13 protein-coding genes and 1 pseudogene are annotated in these 18,113 nt (G+C 75.5%); 11 read left to right on the forward strand and 3 right to left on the reverse strand.

The window, feature by feature from the left end; all coding sequences use genetic code 11:
• Positions 1-3 precede the first annotated feature (3 nt).
• Positions 4-1,686: a phenylacetic acid degradation protein PaaN gene (gene paaN, locus I003_RS0116030; protein WP_027772451.1), complete on the reverse strand. Its 1,683-nt coding sequence runs from the start codon at positions 1,684-1,686 to the stop codon at positions 4-6.
• Between the two features lie 92 nt (positions 1,687-1,778).
• On the opposite strand from paaN, the gene I003_RS0116035 reads away from it, so the two are divergent.
• Complete coding sequence (locus I003_RS0116035) at positions 1,779-2,393, forward strand: TetR-type transcription factor C-terminal domain-containing protein (RefSeq protein ID WP_027772452.1); 615 nt, start codon at positions 1,779-1,781, stop codon at positions 2,391-2,393.
• A gap of 39 nt (positions 2,394-2,432) precedes the next feature.
• On the opposite strand, the gene I003_RS0116040 is transcribed toward I003_RS0116035, so the two are convergent.
• The gene (locus I003_RS0116040) at positions 2,433-2,963 is read right to left on the reverse strand and encodes an Lrp/AsnC family transcriptional regulator (protein ID WP_027772453.1); all 531 of its coding nucleotides are present in this window, start codon (positions 2,961-2,963) and stop codon (positions 2,433-2,435) included.
• Positions 2,964-3,122: 159 nt separating this feature from the next.
• Here I003_RS0116040 and pdhA point away from each other — a divergent pair, with 159 nt between their 5' ends.
• From pdhA to I003_RS0116085, 9 genes and pseudogenes are all read left to right on the forward strand, one after another.
• Positions 3,123-4,280, forward strand: a complete 1,158-nt coding sequence (pdhA, locus tag I003_RS0116045; RefSeq protein ID WP_027772454.1) for a pyruvate dehydrogenase (acetyl-transferring) E1 component subunit alpha — start codon at positions 3,123-3,125, stop codon at positions 4,278-4,280.
• Positions 4,277-5,314, forward strand: a complete 1,038-nt coding sequence (locus tag I003_RS0116050; protein ID WP_027772455.1) for an alpha-ketoacid dehydrogenase subunit beta — start codon at positions 4,277-4,279, stop codon at positions 5,312-5,314. The genes pdhA and I003_RS0116050 overlap by 4 nt, the downstream gene beginning before the upstream one ends.
• A complete protein-coding gene (locus I003_RS0116055; protein ID WP_027772456.1) occupies positions 5,314-6,894 on the forward strand; it encodes a dihydrolipoamide acetyltransferase family protein in 1,581 nt (526 codons plus the stop codon). The genes I003_RS0116050 and I003_RS0116055 overlap by 1 nt, the downstream gene beginning before the upstream one ends.
• A gap of 33 nt (positions 6,895-6,927) precedes the next feature.
• Entirely contained in the window at positions 6,928-7,860 is a 933-nt protein-coding gene (locus tag I003_RS0116060) for a DUF6457 domain-containing protein (protein ID WP_027772457.1), read from the forward strand.
• Positions 7,857-10,169 (forward strand): molybdopterin molybdotransferase MoeA, encoded by a 2,313-nt coding sequence (locus tag I003_RS34265; RefSeq protein ID WP_027772458.1) that lies wholly within the window; start codon positions 7,857-7,859, stop codon positions 10,167-10,169. Before I003_RS0116060 ends, I003_RS34265 begins: the two co-directional genes overlap by 4 nt.
• Positions 10,166-11,179: pseudogene (locus I003_RS0116070) on the forward strand (potassium channel family protein); the annotation flags it as partial. The gene I003_RS34265 and the pseudogene I003_RS0116070, both read left to right, overlap by 4 nt.
• A gap of 259 nt (positions 11,180-11,438) precedes the next feature.
• Positions 11,439-12,416, forward strand: coding sequence for an NAD(P)H-quinone oxidoreductase (locus tag I003_RS0116075; protein ID WP_027772460.1), 978 nt, complete (start codon positions 11,439-11,441; stop codon positions 12,414-12,416).
• 126 nt (positions 12,417-12,542) lie between these two features.
• The gene (locus I003_RS36090) at positions 12,543-13,457 is read left to right on the forward strand and encodes a hypothetical protein (RefSeq protein WP_158688985.1); all 915 of its coding nucleotides are present in this window, start codon (positions 12,543-12,545) and stop codon (positions 13,455-13,457) included.
• Between the two features lie 197 nt (positions 13,458-13,654).
• Complete coding sequence (locus I003_RS0116085; protein ID WP_027772462.1) at positions 13,655-14,221, forward strand: bacterial proteasome activator family protein; 567 nt, start codon at positions 13,655-13,657, stop codon at positions 14,219-14,221.
• Between the two features lie 102 nt (positions 14,222-14,323).
• Here I003_RS0116085 and I003_RS0116090 read toward each other — a convergent pair whose 3' ends face one another.
• A complete protein-coding gene (locus I003_RS0116090; protein ID WP_027772463.1) occupies positions 14,324-15,991 on the reverse strand; it encodes a protein kinase domain-containing protein in 1,668 nt (555 codons plus the stop codon).
• 381 nt (positions 15,992-16,372) lie between these two features.
• On the opposite strand from I003_RS0116090, the gene I003_RS0116095 reads away from it, so the two are divergent.
• Complete coding sequence (locus tag I003_RS0116095) at positions 16,373-18,016, forward strand: protein kinase domain-containing protein (RefSeq protein WP_027772464.1); 1,644 nt, start codon at positions 16,373-16,375, stop codon at positions 18,014-18,016.
• Positions 18,017-18,113 lie beyond the last annotated feature (97 nt).

Below are 18,113 nucleotides of genomic sequence, written 5' to 3' on the forward strand. Positions count from 1 at the left end.
ACGCTACGCGGGGCGCCTGACCTCCACCATCCGGAAGCGGTTGGCCACGAACGCGGCGTCCGTCAGCGCCGCGTTCGCCGCCGGGTTGCCGCCCGAGCCGTGGAAGTCGGAGAAGGCCGCGGTCTGGTTCACGTACACCCCGCCGGTGAGGTTGAACGACAACTGCGCCGGCTCCTCCAGGCACGCCTCCTCGATCAGCCCCTCCACGTCCTTCGACGTCGTGTAGGCCCCGACCGTCATGGCGCCCTTCTCCCGGATCGTGCGCCGCAGCAGCTCCACCGCGTCGCCCGTCGAGTCGACCGCGACCGCGAACGACACCGGCCCGAAGCACTCGGTCATGTACGCCGCTTCGGCCTCGGGCTTCGCGCCGTCGAGCTTGACGATCACCGGCGTACGCACCGTGGCGCCAGGGAACTCCGGATGGACCACCGCCCGCGAGGCCAGGGCCACGTCGCCGAGGCCGGGGGCCGCCTCCAGCCGCTCCCGCACGCCCGGGTTGACGAGCGCGCCGAGCAGCGCCGCGGCCCGCTCGTCGTCACCGAGGAGCTTGTCGACCGCGGCGGCGAGGCCGGCGGCCACCTCGTCGAACGACTTGCGGCCCTCGTCGGTGTCGATGCCGTCCCGGGGGATCAGCAGGTTCTGCGGGGTGGTGCACATCTGGCCGCTGTAGAGCGAGAGGGAGAAGGCGAGGTTGGCGAGCATGCCGCGGTAGTCGTCGGTGGAGTCGATGACGACGGTGTTGACCCCGGCCTTCTCCGTGTAGACCTGAGCCTGGCGGGCGTTGTCCTCCAGCCACTCGCCGAAGGCGGAGGAGCCGGTGTAGTCCACGATCCGGATCTCGGGGCGCAGCGCCAGCGTCTTGGCCGCTCCTTCGCCCTCCCGCTCGGCGGTCAGACAGACCAGGTTCGCGTCGAAGCCGGCCTCCGTCACCACCTCGCGAGCGGCCTGCACCGTCAGCGCCAGCGGCAGCACGGCCCGCGGGTGCGGCTTGACCAGCACCGCGTTCCCCGTGGCCAGGGAGGCGAAGAGGCCGGGATAGCCGTTCCACGTCGGGAACGTGTTGCACCCGACGAGCAGCGCGACGCCGCGCGGCACGGCCGTGAACGTCTTGCGCAGGTGCAGCGGGTCACGCTTGCCCTGCGGCTTGGACCACTCGGCGACCAGCGGCGTGCGGCTCTGCTCCGCATACGCGTACGCGACGGCCTCCAGGCCGCGGTCCTGCGCGTGCGGCCCGCCGGCCTGGAACGCCATCATGAACGCCTGCCCCGAGGTGTGCATCACGGCGTGGGCGAACTCGTGGGTGCGGGCGCTGATCCGGGCCAGGATCTCCAGGCACACCAGCGCCCGCAGCTCGGGCCCGGCCCGCCGCCACGCGCCCGTCGCCGCCCGCATCTCGGGCAGCAGCACGTCCGGGTCGGCGTGCGGGTACGTGATGCCCAGCTCGACGCCGAACGGCGACACCTCGTCCCCGGCCCAGCCGTCCGTACCGGGCTGGCCGAGGTCCATGCGGCTGCCGCGCAGCGCCTCGAAGGCGGCATGGCCGTCCGCGGGGGCACTCTCGCCGTACGCCTTCGGGTGCTCGGGGTGCGGCGACCAGAAGGCCCGCGAACGGATCGCGTCCAGGGCCTGGTCGAGAGTGGGGCGGTGCTTCCCGGCGAGCGTGTCGGGCGTCAGGGCGGCGGGCATGCGGAACCAACTCCTCGTCGAGCTGGGCGGAAATCGGGCGTCGCGGCTAGAGTAACCGAATGATCGGTCGGGGCAAGAGAGGCTGTGGATAAGTGGCCGAGAGCAGGCGGACAGGCGCGCAAAGCGGCGCGAAGCGGGACACGTACACCCCCGAGACGCTGCTCGCCGTGGCCGTCGAGGTCTTCCTGGAGCGCGGCTACGACGGCACCTCGATGGAGCACCTCTCGCGCGCCGCGGGCATCTCCAAGTCCTCGATATACCACCACGTGCGCGGCAAGGAGGAACTGCTGCACCGTGCGGTCAGCCGGGCGCTCGACGGCCTCTTCGGGGTCCTCGACGAGCCCGCCGCGCGCACCGGCCGCGCCGTGGACCGGCTGGAGGCCGTCGCCCGGGGCACGACCGCGGTGCTGATGGCGGAACTGCCGTACGTGACGCTGCTGCTGCGGGTGCGCGGCAACACCGAGACGGAGCGCTGGGCCATGGAGCGGCGGCGCGAGTTCGACGCCCGGGTGGCGGCGCTGCTGAAGGAGGCGGTCGCGGACGGCGACCTGCGTGCGGACGTGGACGTCCGGCTGGCCACGCGGCTGCTCTTCGGCATGATCAACTCGATCGCCGAGTGGTACCGCCCGCGCGCGGGCAACGCCCACGACGACGACGAGGTCGCGTCGGCGGTGGTGACGCTGGCCTTCGCGGGGCTGCGTACCTGACGGCAGAGGCCCGTGCGGGCGGCGGGCCCGGGTGCGTCCTCAGCCCAGCAGGTCGTTCTGCACGTCCGTCTCCTCGAAGACCAGCAGCGTGCGCGTCGACAGCACCTCGGGGATCGCCTGGATCCGGGTCAGCACGAGGTCGCGCAGCGCCCGGTTGTCCTCGGTGTGCACCAGCAGCAGCACGTCGAAGTCCCCGCCCACCAGGGCGATGTGGGCCGCGCCCGGCAACTGTTCGAGCTGGCGGCGGGCCGTGCGCCAGGTGTTCTGGACGATCTTCAGGGTGATGTACGCGGACGTCCCCTGCCCGGCCCGCTCCTGGTCGATACGGGCGGCGAAGCCGCGGATCACGCCGTCGTCGATGAGGCGGTTGATCCGGGCGTAGGCGTTGGCGCGGGAGACGTGGACCTTCTCGGCCACGGCGCGTACGGAGGTGCGGCCGTCGGCGCGGAGGATGCGGATGATCTCGCGGTCGACGGCGTCCAGCCGGCGGGCCGGCGGGCGCGGCGCGGGTACCGCGGGAGTGGAGGCGGGCAGGTCGGGGGTGTCGTCGGCCAACTGTTCTTCCGCCATGCCCTACCGCCTTCCCCGTCTGGACGACCTGCTGGTATTGGAAGCTGTGCAGAACCGTTTGTCCACAGGCTGGGGTTCCCTGTAGCCAAAATGTGCCGTCAACCGAACAATCGGTAGGGAGTGCACGAGTTCAGCCACGCCCACAAGGAGGTGGACGTCATGACGGTTCTTGAGCAGCCCGGCCGCGCCTACCACCCGGCGCCCCCGCCGGCCTGGAAGCCCCGTACCGACGCGGCACCCCTGCTGCCCGACCCCGAGCCGTACCGCGTGCTCGGCACCTCCGCCGCGGGGGAGAGCGACGCGGGACTGCTCCGCGAGCTGTACGGCGCGCTGGTCACCGGCCGGCGGTACAACGAACAGGCCACGACCCTGACCAAGCAGGGCCGCCTCGCCGTGTACCCGTCGACGACCGGCCAGGAAGCCTGCCAGGTCGCCGCCGCCCGCGCCCTGCGCCCGCAGGACTGGCTCTTCCCCAGTTACCGGGACACGCTCGCCGCCGTCGCCCGCGGCCTCGACCCCGTGCAGGCCCTCACGCTGCTCCGCGGCGACTGGCACACCGGGTACGACCCCGCGGAGCACCGCATCGCTCCCCTGTGCACCCCGCTCGCCACCCAGCTCCCGCACGCCGTCGGCCTCGCCCGCGCCGCCCGGCTCAGGGGCGACGACGTCGTCGCCCTCGCCATGGTCGGCGACGGCGGCACCAGCGAGGGCGACTTCCACGAGGCGCTGAACTTCGCCGCCGTCTGGCGCGCTCCCGTGGTCTTCCTCGTGCAGAACAACGGCTATGCGATCTCCGTCCCCCTCGCCAAGCAGACCGCCGCCCCCTCCCTCGCCCACAAGGCCGTGGGGTACGGGATGCCGGGCCGCCTCATCGACGGCAACGATGTGGTGGCCGCCCACGAGGTCCTCACCGAGGCCGTCGAGCGGGCCCGGGGCGGCGGCGGCCCGACGCTCGTCGAGGCCGTCACGTACCGCATGGACGCGCACACCAACGCCGACGACGCCACGCGGTACCGCACGGACAGCGAGGTCGAGCCCTGGCGCGCGCACGATCCGATCGCGCTGCTGGAGGACGAGCTGACCGGCCGCGGGCTGCTCGACGAGGCGGATGCGGCCGCCGCCCGCACCGCGGCGGAGGAGCTGGCGGCGGGCATGCGCGAGCGGTTGCACGCCGATGCGGAGCTGGACCCGATGGACCTCTTCGCGCATGTCTTCGCCGAGCCGACGCCGCAGCTCCGCGCGCAGGAGAGCATGCTGCGCGCCGAGCTGGAGGCGGAGCTGCAGGCCGAGCAGTCCGCCGGGGAGGAGGAGCGATGACGACGACCGCGGTCGCCGGCACCGAGGCCGGGCGCAAGCCCGCCACCATGGCGCAGGCCCTCACGCGCGCGATGCGCGACGCCATGGCCGCCGATCCCGCCGTCCACGTCCTCGGCGAGGACGTGGGGCAGCTCGGCGGGGTCTTCCGGATCACGCAGGGCCTGGCGGAGGAGTTCGGCGAGGACCGCTGCACGGACACCCCGCTGGCCGAGGCCGGCATCCTCGGCACGGCGGTGGGGATGGCGATGTACGGCCTGCGGCCCGTCGTGGAGATGCAGTTCGACGCCTTCGGGTATCCCGCGTTCGAGCAGCTCGTCAGCCACGTCTCCCGGATGCGCAACCGGACCCGGGGCGCCACCCCGATGCCGCTGACCATCCGGGTGCCGTACGGCGGCGGCATCGGCGGCGTCGAGCACCACGGCGACTCCTCCGAGGCGTACTACATGGCCACCCCCGGGCTGCACGTGCTCACCCCCGGCACCGTCGCCGACGCCTACGGGTTGCTGCGCGCGGCCATCGCCTCCGACGACCCCGTGGTCTTCATGGAGCCCAAGCGGCTCTACTGGTCGAAGGCCGGCTGGGACCCCGAGCGGCCGGAGCAGGTGCCGGGCATCGGGCGCGCCGTGGTGCGCCGGCCGGGCACGACGGCCACGCTCGTCACGTACGGCCCGTCGGTGCCGGTCTGCCTGGAGGCCGCCGAGGCCGCGCGGGAGGAGGGCTGGGACCTGGAGGTCGTCGACCTGCGCTCCCTGGTGCCGTTCGACGAGGAGACGGTGGTGGCGTCCGTACGGCGTACGGGCCGCGCCGTCGTCGTCCACGAGTCGCCCGGCTTCGCGGGCCCCGGCGGCGAGATCGCCGCCCGCATCGGCGAGCGGTGCTTCCACTACCTGGAGGCGCCGGTGCTGCGCGTCGCCGGCCTCGACATCCCGTACCCGCCGCCGATGCTGGAGAAGCACCACCTGCCGGGCGTGGACCGCGTGCTGGACACGGTGTCGCGGCTGCAGTGGGAGGCCGAGTGGACGGAGGGCGGCTGATGCCGGAGGTCCGCGAGTTCGCGCTGCCCGACCTGGGTGAAGGTCTGACGGAGGCGGAGATCGTCACCTGGCTGGTGGAAGTCGGCGACGTGATCGCCGTCGACCAGCCGGTGGTGGAGGTGGAGACGGCCAAGGCGATGGTCGAGGTGCCGTGCCCGTACGGCGGTGTGGTCACCGCCCGCCACGGCGATCCGGGCACGGAGGTGCCGGTGGGGTCGGTGCTGGTCACGGTGGCGGTGGAGGCCGGTACCGGCGGCGGAAACCCGGACCGGACCGGGGCCGGGCCCCGCGGCGCGGGCGCCGGCCCGGCCGGCCGCGCGGTCGACGGCGCGGTGGTCGGGGCGCGGGCCGCGGCGGAGTTCGCCGGGGAGGAGACGGGCGGCTCGGGCAACGTCCTCGTCGGCTACGGCACGAGCGCCGGCGGCACGCGCCGCCGGCGGCGGGGCCCGGCGGGAGCGGGGCGCGCCCGGGGCCGGAAAGCGGCAGGTGCCGCCGCCTCCGGGGCGCGTGCCGGTGGCGCGGCCCGGCCGGGTGCACGCGCGGGCGCGGGAGCCGCGCCCGCCGCGGACGGCGGCGGCCCGGTCCGCCCCGAAGAGGGCGGGCCGTCGGCGCAGAGCGCGACGGTGCCGGGAGCCGTGGCGGACGGCCCGGTGGCCGTCATCTCGCCGCTGGTGCGGCGGATCGCCCGGCAGTCCGGGCTCGACCTGCGCACCGTCGCCGGTACCGGGCCGCACGGGCTGATCCTGCGCGCCGACGTCGAGGCCGCGATCCGGGCCGGGGCGCCCGTGGACGGCCGGACGGCGGGCGCGGCGGCGGCCGGGGAGCGCGGCGCCGTCGGGGCCGCGGGATCTACGGCGGTGGGCGACACGGCCGGCCCCGCCGGTGTGCCCGGCGAGGAGCGGGTGCCTCTGCGCGGGGTGCGGGGGGCCATCGCCGACAAGCTGTCGCGCAGCCGGCGGGAGATCCCCGACGTCACGTGCTGGGTGGACGCCGACGCGACGGAACTGCTCGCCGCCCGGCGGGAGATGAACGCGGCGGCGGGCGACCGGCCACCGGTGTCGCTGCTCGCGCTGCTCGGCCGCGTCTGCACCGCCGCGCTCGCGCGCTTCCCCGAGCTGAACTCCACGGTGCGGGACCGCGACATCGTCCGGCTGCCCGCCGTCCACCTCGGCTTCGCCGCGCAGACGGACCGCGGGCTCGTCGTGCCGGTCGTCCGCGACGCGCACACGCTCTCCGCCGAGCGGCTCTCGGCGGAGATGGCCCGGCTGACCGAGGCGGCGCGGGCCGGCACGCTGACCCCCGCCGAGCTGACCGGCGGCACGTTCACGCTGAACAACTACGGCGTCTTCGGCGTCGACGGCTCGACCCCGATCCTCAACCATCCCGAGGCGGGCATGCTCGGCGTGGGGCGGATCACGGAGAAGCCGTGGGTGCACGGCGGTGAGCTGGCGGTGCGGCGCGTGGTGCAGTTGTCGTTCACGTTCGACCACCGGGTGTGCGACGGTGGCACGGCGGGAGGTTTCCTGCGGTACGTGGCCGACTGCGTCGAGCATCCCGCGGTGCTGCTCAGGGCGCTGTAGAGGAACGGCACGCGGCGGGTAGGGTCCCCTGCCATGGAGGAGTCCGGCGGTACGGGGTCCGGGGCGGGGCCCCGCGTGGCGCACCCGGGTGCGGACGCGGGTGCCGGCGCGGCGGGGCCCTACGCCGCCGTCGTGCTCGCCGGAGGAGCCGCGCGGCGGCTCGGCGGGGTCGACAAGACGGCGCTGCGCGTCGGCGGGCGGACCCTCCTGGACCGGGTGTTGCGCGCGTGCCGCGGCGCCGGGCAGACCGTCGTCGTGGGGCCGCGGCGCCCCACGGCCCGCCCCGTGACGTGGACCCGCGAGGCGCCACCCGGCGGCGGACCCGTCGCCGCGCTGGCCGCCGCGCTGCCGCTGACCTCGGCCGACACCGTCGTCCTGCTCTCCGCGGACCTGCCGTTCCTGCACGACGGCACGGTACGCACCCTCCGCGACACCCTCGCGGCGGCCGGCGACGGCGTCGACGGGGCGATGTTCGTGGACGGCACCGGCCGCGACCAGCCGCTCGTCGCGGCCTACCGGGGCGAGTCGCTGCGGCGGGGCCTCGCGCTCCTCGCCGTCGAGTACGGAGGGCTCGCCGGGCTGCCGCTGCGGCTGCTCACCGGGGAGCTGCGGGTCGTCCGGTCGGCATCCGGTGCCACGTTCGACTGCGACACCTGGGAGGATCTGGCCACGGCCAGGCAGCGGATCAGGGAGCATGGGCACGTGCTGGATGAATGGCTCGCAGCGGTCAAGGAAGAACTCGGTCTCGACACGGACGTGGACACCCGCGTCCTGCTCGACCTCGCGCGCGACGCCGCGCACGGAGTGGCGCGCCCCGCGGCGCCGTTGACGACGTTCCTCGTCGGCTACGCGGCCGGGCGGGCCGGCGGTGGCCCGGAGGCGGTCGCGGAGGCGGCGCGCAAGGTCACGGCGCTGACGAAGCGATGGGCGGAGGAGACGGCCGGGGAGGGCCGGGCGGACACATGACCTCTGGTCGGCGCGGCGACCGACGCACTCCCGGGGCGGGCGCCGGATCGGGGAGCGGCAACCGGAACGCGCACGGAAACGACGGCGGAACCGGGGCCGGCGGCGACGAGTTCGCGGACGCGCTGGCACTGGCGAACGACCGCCGCGACCTGGCCGCCACCTACGGCGACGCCTTCACCCTCGCCGACCCGCCGCCTGCGACCCCCCGGGAGCCCGCGGCTCCCGCGCGGCCGGGCACGACCCGTGGACCGGCGCGGACGGACGAGTTCGGCGACGCCCTGGCGCTCACGGACCGGGACGGAGCGGCCGGCGGCCCGCCGCCGTCGGCGCCGCGCCGCCGTCCGGGCGGCCCGGACCCCGCTGCCGGACCGGCCCGGCGGACGGGCGGGGACGCGCCCGCGGCGCCGGGCGGGCGTGCGGCTCCTGCGCCACCGACCGGCTCCGGGCGTCGCACCGCAGGCGCGGCGCGCGGGGGCACCGACCGCGTTCTCCGCGAACCCGGCGACGGCGCCGACGCGCCGTCGGGGCGTACCGGCCCGGGGCGTCGCGCCGACGGGTGCGGGGCCGGAGCGCAGGACGGGGCAGGTGCGCCGGCTCCGGGCTCGGGCCGGGCCCCCCGGGGGAGTCGCGGCGGGCCGGCCGCCGGCGAGGACGGACTCTCCGGACCGGGGGCCCGTGCGCGTGCCCGGCGTTCTGCCGGGGCGCGTGACGCGGCGGCACCGGACGGCGCCGGCGCGCGTGCGGCGCGTACGTCGGCGGGCCGGGGCCCGCAGGGGCGCGGGAGCACGCCCGCGGCGCGGGGCGGCTCCACGCAGGGCGGCTCCGCGCGCGGCGGGGATCCGCTGGACGTCGCGCTCGGACTCGACGCGCGCGCCGGGCGGGCCGGGCACTCCGGGCGCGAACCCCGCGACCCGCGGGGGCTGTCGTGGGACACCGCCCGGCGGGTCGCCGTGCGGTCCGGGCGGCGGCTGGGCGCCGCCGTGGTGCCGGTGGCCGGGGCGTACGGGCAGGTGCTCGCCGAGCCGCTGAAGGCGCTCGTCGACCTGCCCCCCTTCGACACCTCCGCCATGGACGGCTACGCCGTCGCCGGCCCGGGTCCCTGGCGGCTCGGCTCCGCCGGGCAGGGCATCCTCGCCGGCCACGCCGCCCACCCCGCGCTGCCCGACGGCCACGCCGTACGCATCGCCACCGGCGCCCGCGTCCCGCCCGGCGCCACCGGCGTCCTCCGCTCCGAGCACGCCGAACTCCGCGACGACGGCAGCCTCTACGCCATCGGCCACACCGCGGCCCAGGACGTCCGTACCGGCCAGGACATCCGCCCCCGCGGTCAGGAGTGCCGCGCGGACGCCGAGTTGCTGCCCGCCGGCGAGCGCGTCACCCCCGCGGTCCTCGGTCTCGCCGCCGCCGCGGGCCACGACGAGCTGCGCGTCGTCCGCCGGCCCCGCGTCGAGATCCTCGTCCTCGGCGCCGAGTTGCTGCACCGCGGCCTGCCGCGCGAGGGCCGCATCCGCGACGCGCTCGGCCCGATGCTGGAGCCGTGGCTGCGCGCGTGCGGCGCCGAGCCGTTCGTCACCCGGCGCCTCGGGGACGACGCGGAGCTGCTGTACGAGGCGGTCGCCACGTCCACCGCGGACGTCGTGGTGACCACCGGCGGCACCGCCGCGGGCCCGGTCGACCACGTCCACGGCACCCTGCGCCGGCTCAAGGCCGATCTGCTCGTCGACGGTGTCGCCGTGCGCCCCGGCCACCCGATGCTGCTCGCCGTGCTGCCGACCGGCGCGCACGTCGTCGGGCTGCCCGGCAACCCGCTGGCGGCGGTCTCCGGGCTGCTCACGCTCGCCGAGCCGCTGGTGCGCGTGCTCGGCGGCGCACCCGTGCCGGAGCCGCCGGAGGCGGTGCTCCTTGCGGACGCCAAGGGCCACCCGACGGACACCCGGCTGGTGCCGGTCGCCCTGGAACAGGGCGGCGCCGGGCGGGCCGTCGTCGAGCAGGGCGCGCGGGGGTCCGCCGCCGCAGCCTCCGGCGCACCGGCGCACCGGGCCGCGCGCGTGTCGCAGACCCCGCCGCCCAGTGCCCGGCCCCCGGCGCGTACGCCCGCCCGCGCCGCGGCAGGCGGCGCCCCGTACCCGGTCGCGCGCCCCCTGCACTTCACCGGCCCCGCGATGCTCCGCGGCCTCGCCGCCGCCCACGGCCTCGCCGTCGTCCCGCCCGGCGGCGCCCCCGCCGGCGCCCCCGTGCGCGTCCTCCCCCTCCCGTGGGCCGCGACGCCCCCGGCCACCGCCGCGACGGCCCCGGCAGGCCCCGCGTGAAGTACCCCGATCAACGCGTCGCCCTGCCCCGCCGCCCCCGCGCCCCCCTGCGCCAGGTCGGCGGCCGGATACTGGCCGCGCTCTTCGTCCTCGCGCTCGCCGTGTTCGTCGTCTACCTCGGCCGCGATGGCTACCACGACAACGACGGCGGCAAGGTCGGCCTGCTGGACTCCGCGTACTACGCGACCGTCTCGCTCTCCACCACCGGCTACGGCGACATCGTCCCCGCCACCCCGGGCACCCGGCTCAGCACCATCCTCGTGGTGACCCCGCTGCGCGTGCTCTTCCTGATCATCCTCGTCGGCACCACCCTTGAGGTGCTCACCGAGCGCACCCGCCAGCAGTGGCGGCTCGATCGCTGGAGGTCTACGTTGCGCGATCACACCGTGATCGTCGGGTACGGCACGAAGGGCCGCTCCGCGCTGCAGACGCTGCGCGCCAAGGGGCTCGACAAGAGCCAGGTCGTGGTCATCGATCCGAGCGGGAAGGTCATCGAGGCGGCCAACGCGGACGGCTACACCGGCGTCGTCGGTGACGCGACCCGCTCCGCCGTGCTGCTGCGCGCCGAGGGGCAGCGGGCGGCGCAGTTCGTGATCTCGCCGCAGCGCGACGACACGGCGGTGCTGGTGACGCTGACGGTCCGGCAGTTGAACCCGCGGGCCAAGATCGTGACCGCGGTGCGCGAGGAGGAGAACGCGCCGCTGCTGCGCCAGTCCGGCGCGGACGCGGTGATCACCAGCTCCAGCGCGGCGGGCCGGCTGCTCGGCCTGTCGGTGCTCAGCCCGAGCGCGGGCACGGTGCTGGAGGACCTCATCGTGCAGGGCTCGGGGCTGGACCTCATCGAGCGCCCGGCGACCAAGGCGGAGGCGGGCCTGATGCCGCGTGAGACCGACGACCTGGTGGTGGCGGTCAAGCGCGGGCACCGGCTGATGGCGTACGACGATCCGGACGTCGGCCGGCTGGAGATGACGGACCGTCTGATCACGATCAGCCGGGCCTCGGGCCCCCCGACGACGCCGGAGAACGAACGCATAGTCACCCGCGAGGGTGGCTGGGACCTGGGTGGGCGCCGGGACCGCGGCTACCGGGACTACGACGACGTCCGCGGCGCCAGGGAGCCACGGGGCTACGGCGGGTACGGGGAGTGGCGCCGCGGCGCGGACCGGGAGCGCGGCCGGGGGCGCGGCCGGGGCGGGAACCGGAACGGCGACGTCGGTCCGGGGGAGGACGCGGACGGCGCGGACGACGCGGAGTAGTAGCGTCCACGTCATGCATGCGATCACCATCTCAGAGCCCGGCGGCCCCGATGCACTCGTCTGGGCCGAGGTCCCCGACCCCGTGCCGGCGGAAGGCGAAGTGCTGATCGAGGTGGCTGCCGCCGGCGTGAACCGTGCGGACGTGCTGCAACGCCAGGGATTCTACGAACCGCCCGCCGGCGCGTCTCCGTACCCCGGACTGGAGTGCGCGGGACGTGTCGCCGCGCTCGGCCCCGGGGTGACGGGCTGGCAGATCGGCGACGAGGTGTGCGCGCTGCTCGCCGGGGGCGGTTACGCGGAGCGGGTCGCGGTGCCGGCCGGCCAGCTCCTGCCCGTACCGCGCGGGCACGACGCCGTGACCGCCGCCGCGCTGCCCGAAGTGGCGTGCACGGTCTGGTCGAACGTGTTCATGATCGCCCACCTGCGTCCGGGCGAGACGCTGCTCGTGCACGGCGGCGGCAGCGGCATCGGCACGATGGCGGTGCAACTGGCCAAGGCGGTCGGCGCCCGGGTGGCGGTGACGGCGGGCAGCGCGGAGAAGCTGGAGTACTGCCGCGAGCTGGGTGCGGACGTGCTCGTCAACTACCGGGAGCAGGACTTCGTCAAGGAGGTGCGGTCCGCCACGGGGGGCGCGGGCGCGGACGTGATCCTGGACATCGTCGGGGCGGCGTACCTGGCGCAGAACGTGAAGGCGCTGGCGGTCAACGGCCGGATCGCGGTGATCGGCCTGCAGGGCGGCGCGAAGGGGGAGCTGAACCTAGGCGCGCTGCTGGCCAAGCGCGGGGCGATCACGGCGACGTCCCTGCGCGGCCGGCCGCCGGGCGAGAAGGCGGCGATCGTGGCGGCGGTACGGGAGCACGTGTGGCCGCTGGTGGAGGCGGACCGGGTGCGGCCGATCGTGGACCGGACGCTGCCGGTCCGGCAGGCGGCCGAGGCACACCGGGTGATGGAGTCGAGCGCGCACGTGGGCAAGCTGCTGCTGACGACGTGACGGGAGACCTGACCGGCGGTGCGCCGTGCGCGTGCCGCACTCGCACGGCCTAGCTCCGAATGTCGGTTTTATTGGTTTATGTGACTCTGGTCATATCGCCATTGCCGGCACGGAAGGGTCTCCGCCGTGGCTGCTCCCGCACGTCGCCCGTGCCTCGCGGCCGGGGTGGTGGCGGTGGTGCTCTGGCAGGGGGTGGTGTCGGGGGAGGCGGTGGCGTACGGGAGGGTCGACGCGGCACCGGCCGCGACCCGGTACGAGGCGGCCCTGCCGGGCGTGGCGGCGGGGCACTCCGGTCGCGCCCGCGACGCCGAGCGCGACGACGACTCCGATCGCGACCGCCCTCGTCGCCCCCGCGCCGGGAACGGCGCGGGCGAGGGCCGCCGCCACCCCGGTCGCCCGCACCCCGCCGAACCCCCCGGTGGCGTCACCTCACCACCCCGCCCCGCGCCTCCCTCCCCGCCGTACCCGGGCGCCCCGGGCGGACCCCGCGCCGACGGGCCCGCCCCCCCGGCCCCGCACCGCCCCTCACCGCCCGACCTGGACCGCCCGCCGCCCGCGGCCCCTCTCCCGGACCGCCCCGCCCGACCGGACCGCCCCGCCCGACCGGACCGCCCCGACCGCCCCACCGCACCCCGCCCCCCGCACTCCGACCGCTCCCCCGCGCCCACCGCCACCCCCCGCGGCAAGCGCCGCGACGCCGGCCCCCACCCCCGTGCGGAACGTGACCGCCCCCGCGACCGGCCCAGAGGAACCCGCGGCCACCGCCCCGGCCGCCCCCGCCCCGCCGGTCCTCCGCACTCCCGCCTCCGCGCCCCCGACCCCGCCCCGTACCGCAGCAGCAACACGCCCGTACCCGGCGCGGACCGCACCCCGGACCCGGAGCAGAGCCTCACCTTCGTCCCGGACACCCGGGCCGACGCCACCAGCAGCCCTCCGCGGCGCGCCTCCGGCGCGTCGGACCGCGTCCTGCCCCTCGGCACGGGCATGACCCTCACCGGCCTCGGCCTGGCGTACTTCGCCCTCCGGCTCCGCCGGCGCTGACCGGCGAGCCCGGGGCAACGACGCCGCCCGGATGGACCTCCCCCGGCCCGGCAACGCTCCAGGCCGGTGCACCCGGCGGCGATCCCGCCGGCCCTCCGGGCCCTCCGACCAGCGATCCGGCCCCTCCCGGCACGATCCGCCCCGCGGCTCAAGATCCCGACAGCCCCTCCGCCGGGCCCGTGCGCGACAATGGACGCATGAATACTCCGAGCAACGAGCGCCCGCCAGAGACACCCCAGGTGGTGGTGGTCGGACCCGACGGCATGGCCCGCGGGACCGTCGCGCCGGGCGAGGGCGGGGCGGACGAGGAGGGCCGCGAGATCCCGCTGACGGACAAGGTCGAGCAGCCGGCGAAGGTCATGCGCATCGGCAGCATGATCAAGCAACTGCTGGAGGAGGTGCGGGCCGCGCCTCTGGACGAGGCGAGTCGCGCCCGGCTGAAGGAGATCCACTCCAGCTCGGTGAAGGAGCTGGAGGACGGTCTCGCCCCCGATCTGATCGACGAGCTGGAGCGGCTGACGCTGCCGTTCACCGACGAGACGGTGCCCACGGAGGCGGAGCTGCGCATCGCCCAGGCACAGTTGGTCGGCTGGCTCGAAGGGCTCTTCCACGGCATCCAGACCACGCTGTTCGCCCAGCAGATGGCCGCGCGGGCGCAGCTTGAGCAGATGCGCCGGGCGCTGCCCGCCGGCGGTGGTCTCGGCGGCGAGGAACCGGGCGAGATGGGCCCGGAGCACGGCCGCACCGGCGGCCCGTACCTCTGAGCCGGACCGTCCGCTCTCTCCTCTGTCCACGCACTCCACATCGCACCGGGCCGGTTCGTCACACGGTACGAACCGGCCCGGAGTCCTGCGGGGGAGCGGGACCTACTGCGCGTACCCCGTCGCGATGACCAGCTCGATCTTGTCCTTCGACGGGTCGAAGTAGTCGTCGTAGTCGTCGAAGTTCTGATCGAGCACGGTGTCCTTGCCCCACAGCGGGTCGGGCTCCTCGTCCACCTCGTACGACCACTGCGCCGCGCGCAGGCACTCGCGCACCGACTGGTAGTCCTTGAACTTGAAGTCCGGCACCCTGACCAGCTTCTCGTTCTCGGGGTCGGTCAGCGGATCCGTGCAGCGGGTCGAGTCGATCGTGCGGGTCCGGTCCGGGGGCTTCACGCCGCCGTCGGTGCCCTCGCGGCCCCCGTCGGCGCCGGGATCGGCGGTCGGGTCGGCGGTCGGGTCGGAGGTCGGGTCCGTCTGCTGGGTCTGGCCGGTCTCCTTGGCCTCGGGGTCGCCGCCGTCGCCACTGTTGAGCACGACGAGGATGATGGCGGTGGCGGCGATGACGGCGATGGCGATGACGACGGTCAGCCCGATGACCGCGACGTTCCGGTTGCCCCCGCCTCCGTTGCCTCCCCCCGGCCCGCCCTGCGGGCTGAGCGAGTACGGCTGGGGCGTGGAATACCCGCCGTGCGGCGACTGCGGGCCGCCGTGCTGCGGCTGCGCCGGGCCGAAGCCCTGCTGCTGCATCGGCTGGTACGGGGTGGCGGCGCCGGGCGGCGGCGAATGGTACGGGTTGACCGGCGGGAACACCGCCGAGCCGACGCCCGCGCCCGAGTCGCGCGCGTGCTCGCCCGCGACGACGGACGGCATCGCGCCCGGCGGCGTCATGCCGCCGGCGTGGCGTACCTCCTGGCGCATCTGCTCGGCGCTCGCGAACCGCTCGTCGGGGTTCTTCGCCAGCGCGCGCGCAACCAGCGCGTCGACCACCGGCGGTATCGTCCGGTTGATGGACGACGGCGCCGGCGGCTGCTCCTGTACGTGCGCGTAGGCGATGGCCAGCGGCGAGTCCGCGTCGAAGGGCAGCCGCCCGGTCAGCAGCTCGAAGAGCATCACGCCCACCGAATACAGGTCGGAGCGGGCGTCCACCCCGCGGCCCAGGGCCTGTTCGGGGGAGAGGTACTGCGGGGTGCCCACGACCATGCCGGTCTGCGTCATCGACGTGACGCCCGACTGCACGGCGCGGGCGATGCCGAAGTCCATCACCTTGACCTGCTCGCGGCGCGTCATCATGACGTTGCCCGGCTTGATGTCGCGGTGGACGAGACCCATCTCGTGGCTGGCGTCGAGCGCGGCGAGCACGTCCGAGACGATCCGCAGCGCCTTCTCCGTCGGCATCGCGCCGTACTGCGCCACGTCCTCGTCGAGCACCGAGCGCAGGGGCCGGCCCTCGACGTACTCCATGACGATGTACGGCACGGGGCCGCCGCCGTCGCCGGCGAAGCGGTCCTCGCCGGTGTCGAAGACGGAGACGACGTTCGGGTGGGACAGCCGGGCGACCGCCTGGGCCTCACGGCGGAAGCGCTCGCGGAAGGAGTCCTCGCGGCCCAGCTCGGTGTGGAGCGTCTTCACCGCGACCTGGCGGTCGAGGACGGTGTCGTGGGCGAGGTGGACGGATGCCATGCCGCCCGTGCCCAGCAGGTCGAGGAGCGGATAGCGGCCGCCCCCCACGGATCGACCGGCGTAGTCGTCCTGGCCGCCGTACTCGGTCATGCTGGATTCTCCCCCGGGTGCCTGCCTGATGCTGAAAGTCTGCCTCAGGCGGAGGAGAGGTCAAGCGGGTTGCCCGTTCCGTGACCACCTGCCCAGTTGGCCCGTCCCTTTGCGCCCCCTTTACCCACCGCTCACGTCCGGCGCCGGTCGTCGGTCCCGTCCCCCGCGCACGGTGGGCACCGCCGCGGTGAGGGAGCGGGTGAAGGGGCCCTCTCCCCTCCTCCGGGCCCGTCCGGGATTTGCGTACGGGCCCCCGGACCCGGTTGCATGTTCCGTTCAGTGGGGTCCGGTGTGTCAGGGGCAGGGGGTAGCGTGCCCCCTACCGGACGGACGACGGAACAACGACGAGACGACCACGAACCGAACCACCGCGAGGAACTGATGTCACAGACGGAGCCCCCCGAGGAGCCGTCGGCGAACGGGCCGGGCCGCGGCGGTATGGCTGACTCTCCGGAGAACTGGGGCGTGGGCGGGCTCGTCGGGGACGGGCGCTACCGGCTGACGCGCCGCCTGGGCCGCGGCGGCATGGCCGAGGTCTTCGCCGCGGAGGACGTGCGCCTCGGCCGCGAGGTGGCGGTCAAGCTGCTGCGCAGTGACCTCGCCGAGGATCCCGTCTCCAAGGCCCGCTTCACCCGCGAGGCGCAGTCGGTCGCGGGTCTGAACCACCACGCGGTCGTCGCGGTGTACGACTCGGGTGAGGACCAGGTCGCCGGGTCGACCGTGCCGTACATCGTCATGGAGCTGGTCGAGGGCCGGACGATCAAGGAGCTGCTGACCGGCGCCGAGATCCCGCCGCCCGACCAGGCGATGCTGATCGTCTCCGGGGTGCTGGAGGCGCTGGCGTACAGCCACCAGCACAGCATCGTCCACCGCGACATCAAGCCCGCGAACGTCATCATCACCACCACCGGCGCGGTGAAGGTGATGGACTTCGGCATCGCCCGCGCGCTGCACGGCGCGGCCTCGACCATGACGCAGACCGGCATGGTCATGGGCACCCCGCAGTACCTCTCCCCCGAGCAGGCGCTCGGCCGGCCCGTCGACACCCGCTCCGACCTCTACGCCGTGGGCTGTCTGCTGTACGAGCTGCTGACCGGCCGCCCGCCGTTCGTCGGTGAGACCCCGCTGGCCGTGGTCTACCAGCACGCGCAGGACAACGCCGTGCCGCCGTCCCAGATCGGCGAGGACGCGCCGCCGGAGCTGGACGGCCTGGTCATGCGCGCGCTCGCCAAGGAGCCCGACGACCGCTTCCAGACCGCCGACGAGATGCTCGGCCTCGTGCAGTACGCGCTGCGCATGCTGCGCGACGTCGGCCCGCACACCGGCACGTGGGACACCGGCGCGGTGGCCGCCGGCGGTACGCCGCCGATGGGCACCCAGGCCGTCGGCGCCACGGCCGCCACCACGGCGATGGCCGCCGCGGGCGGCGACACCTCGCAGCGTCCGCTGCTGCGGCCCAGCGGGCCGGACGACGGCGGCTTCGAGCCCGGCCCGCGCCGCGCGGGCCGGAGGCGCGGGAAGATGTGGGCGATCGCGGCCCTGGCGGTGGTCGCCATAGTGATGGGCGTGGCGTTCGCGCTGAGCGGCGGCGAGGAGGAGAACCCGAAGCAGGCGCCGCCGTCGCCGACGAAGCAGGAGCCGAAGCAGAAGAAGAACGAGGAGACGGAGAACGAGACGCCCGCGCCCACGGAGGAAGAGCCCACGTACGAGGACGACGATCCGACGTGGGAGAACACCTCCGAGCCTCCGCCGAGCACCTCTCCGACGGACAGCCCGACGGACACCGGCAGCCCGACCGGCTCGCCCAGCGAGCCGACCGAGGACGCCGGCGGCACCACGAGCGAGGGCAGCGGCAGCACGACCGAGGGCGGCACGCAGGGCGGCACGGCGGGCGAGACCACCGGGGAGACGACCGGCGAGACGTCGGGCGAGACCACCGGGGAGACGACCGGCGAGGCCGACGGCGGCGAGATCGGCGGCGACATCGCGGGCCGGGCCAGCGGCGGCGCCGGCACCGAAGGCTGACCCCGGCCGCCCGCCGGGCCGCCATGTGACGGGAAGAGCAGGGGCGCGGCGCTCACGCGCGCGGCGCTTACGGGCCGCGCGTGCGCCGTATGCCGTA

The organism is Streptomyces sp. CNQ329, from assembly GCF_000482585.1.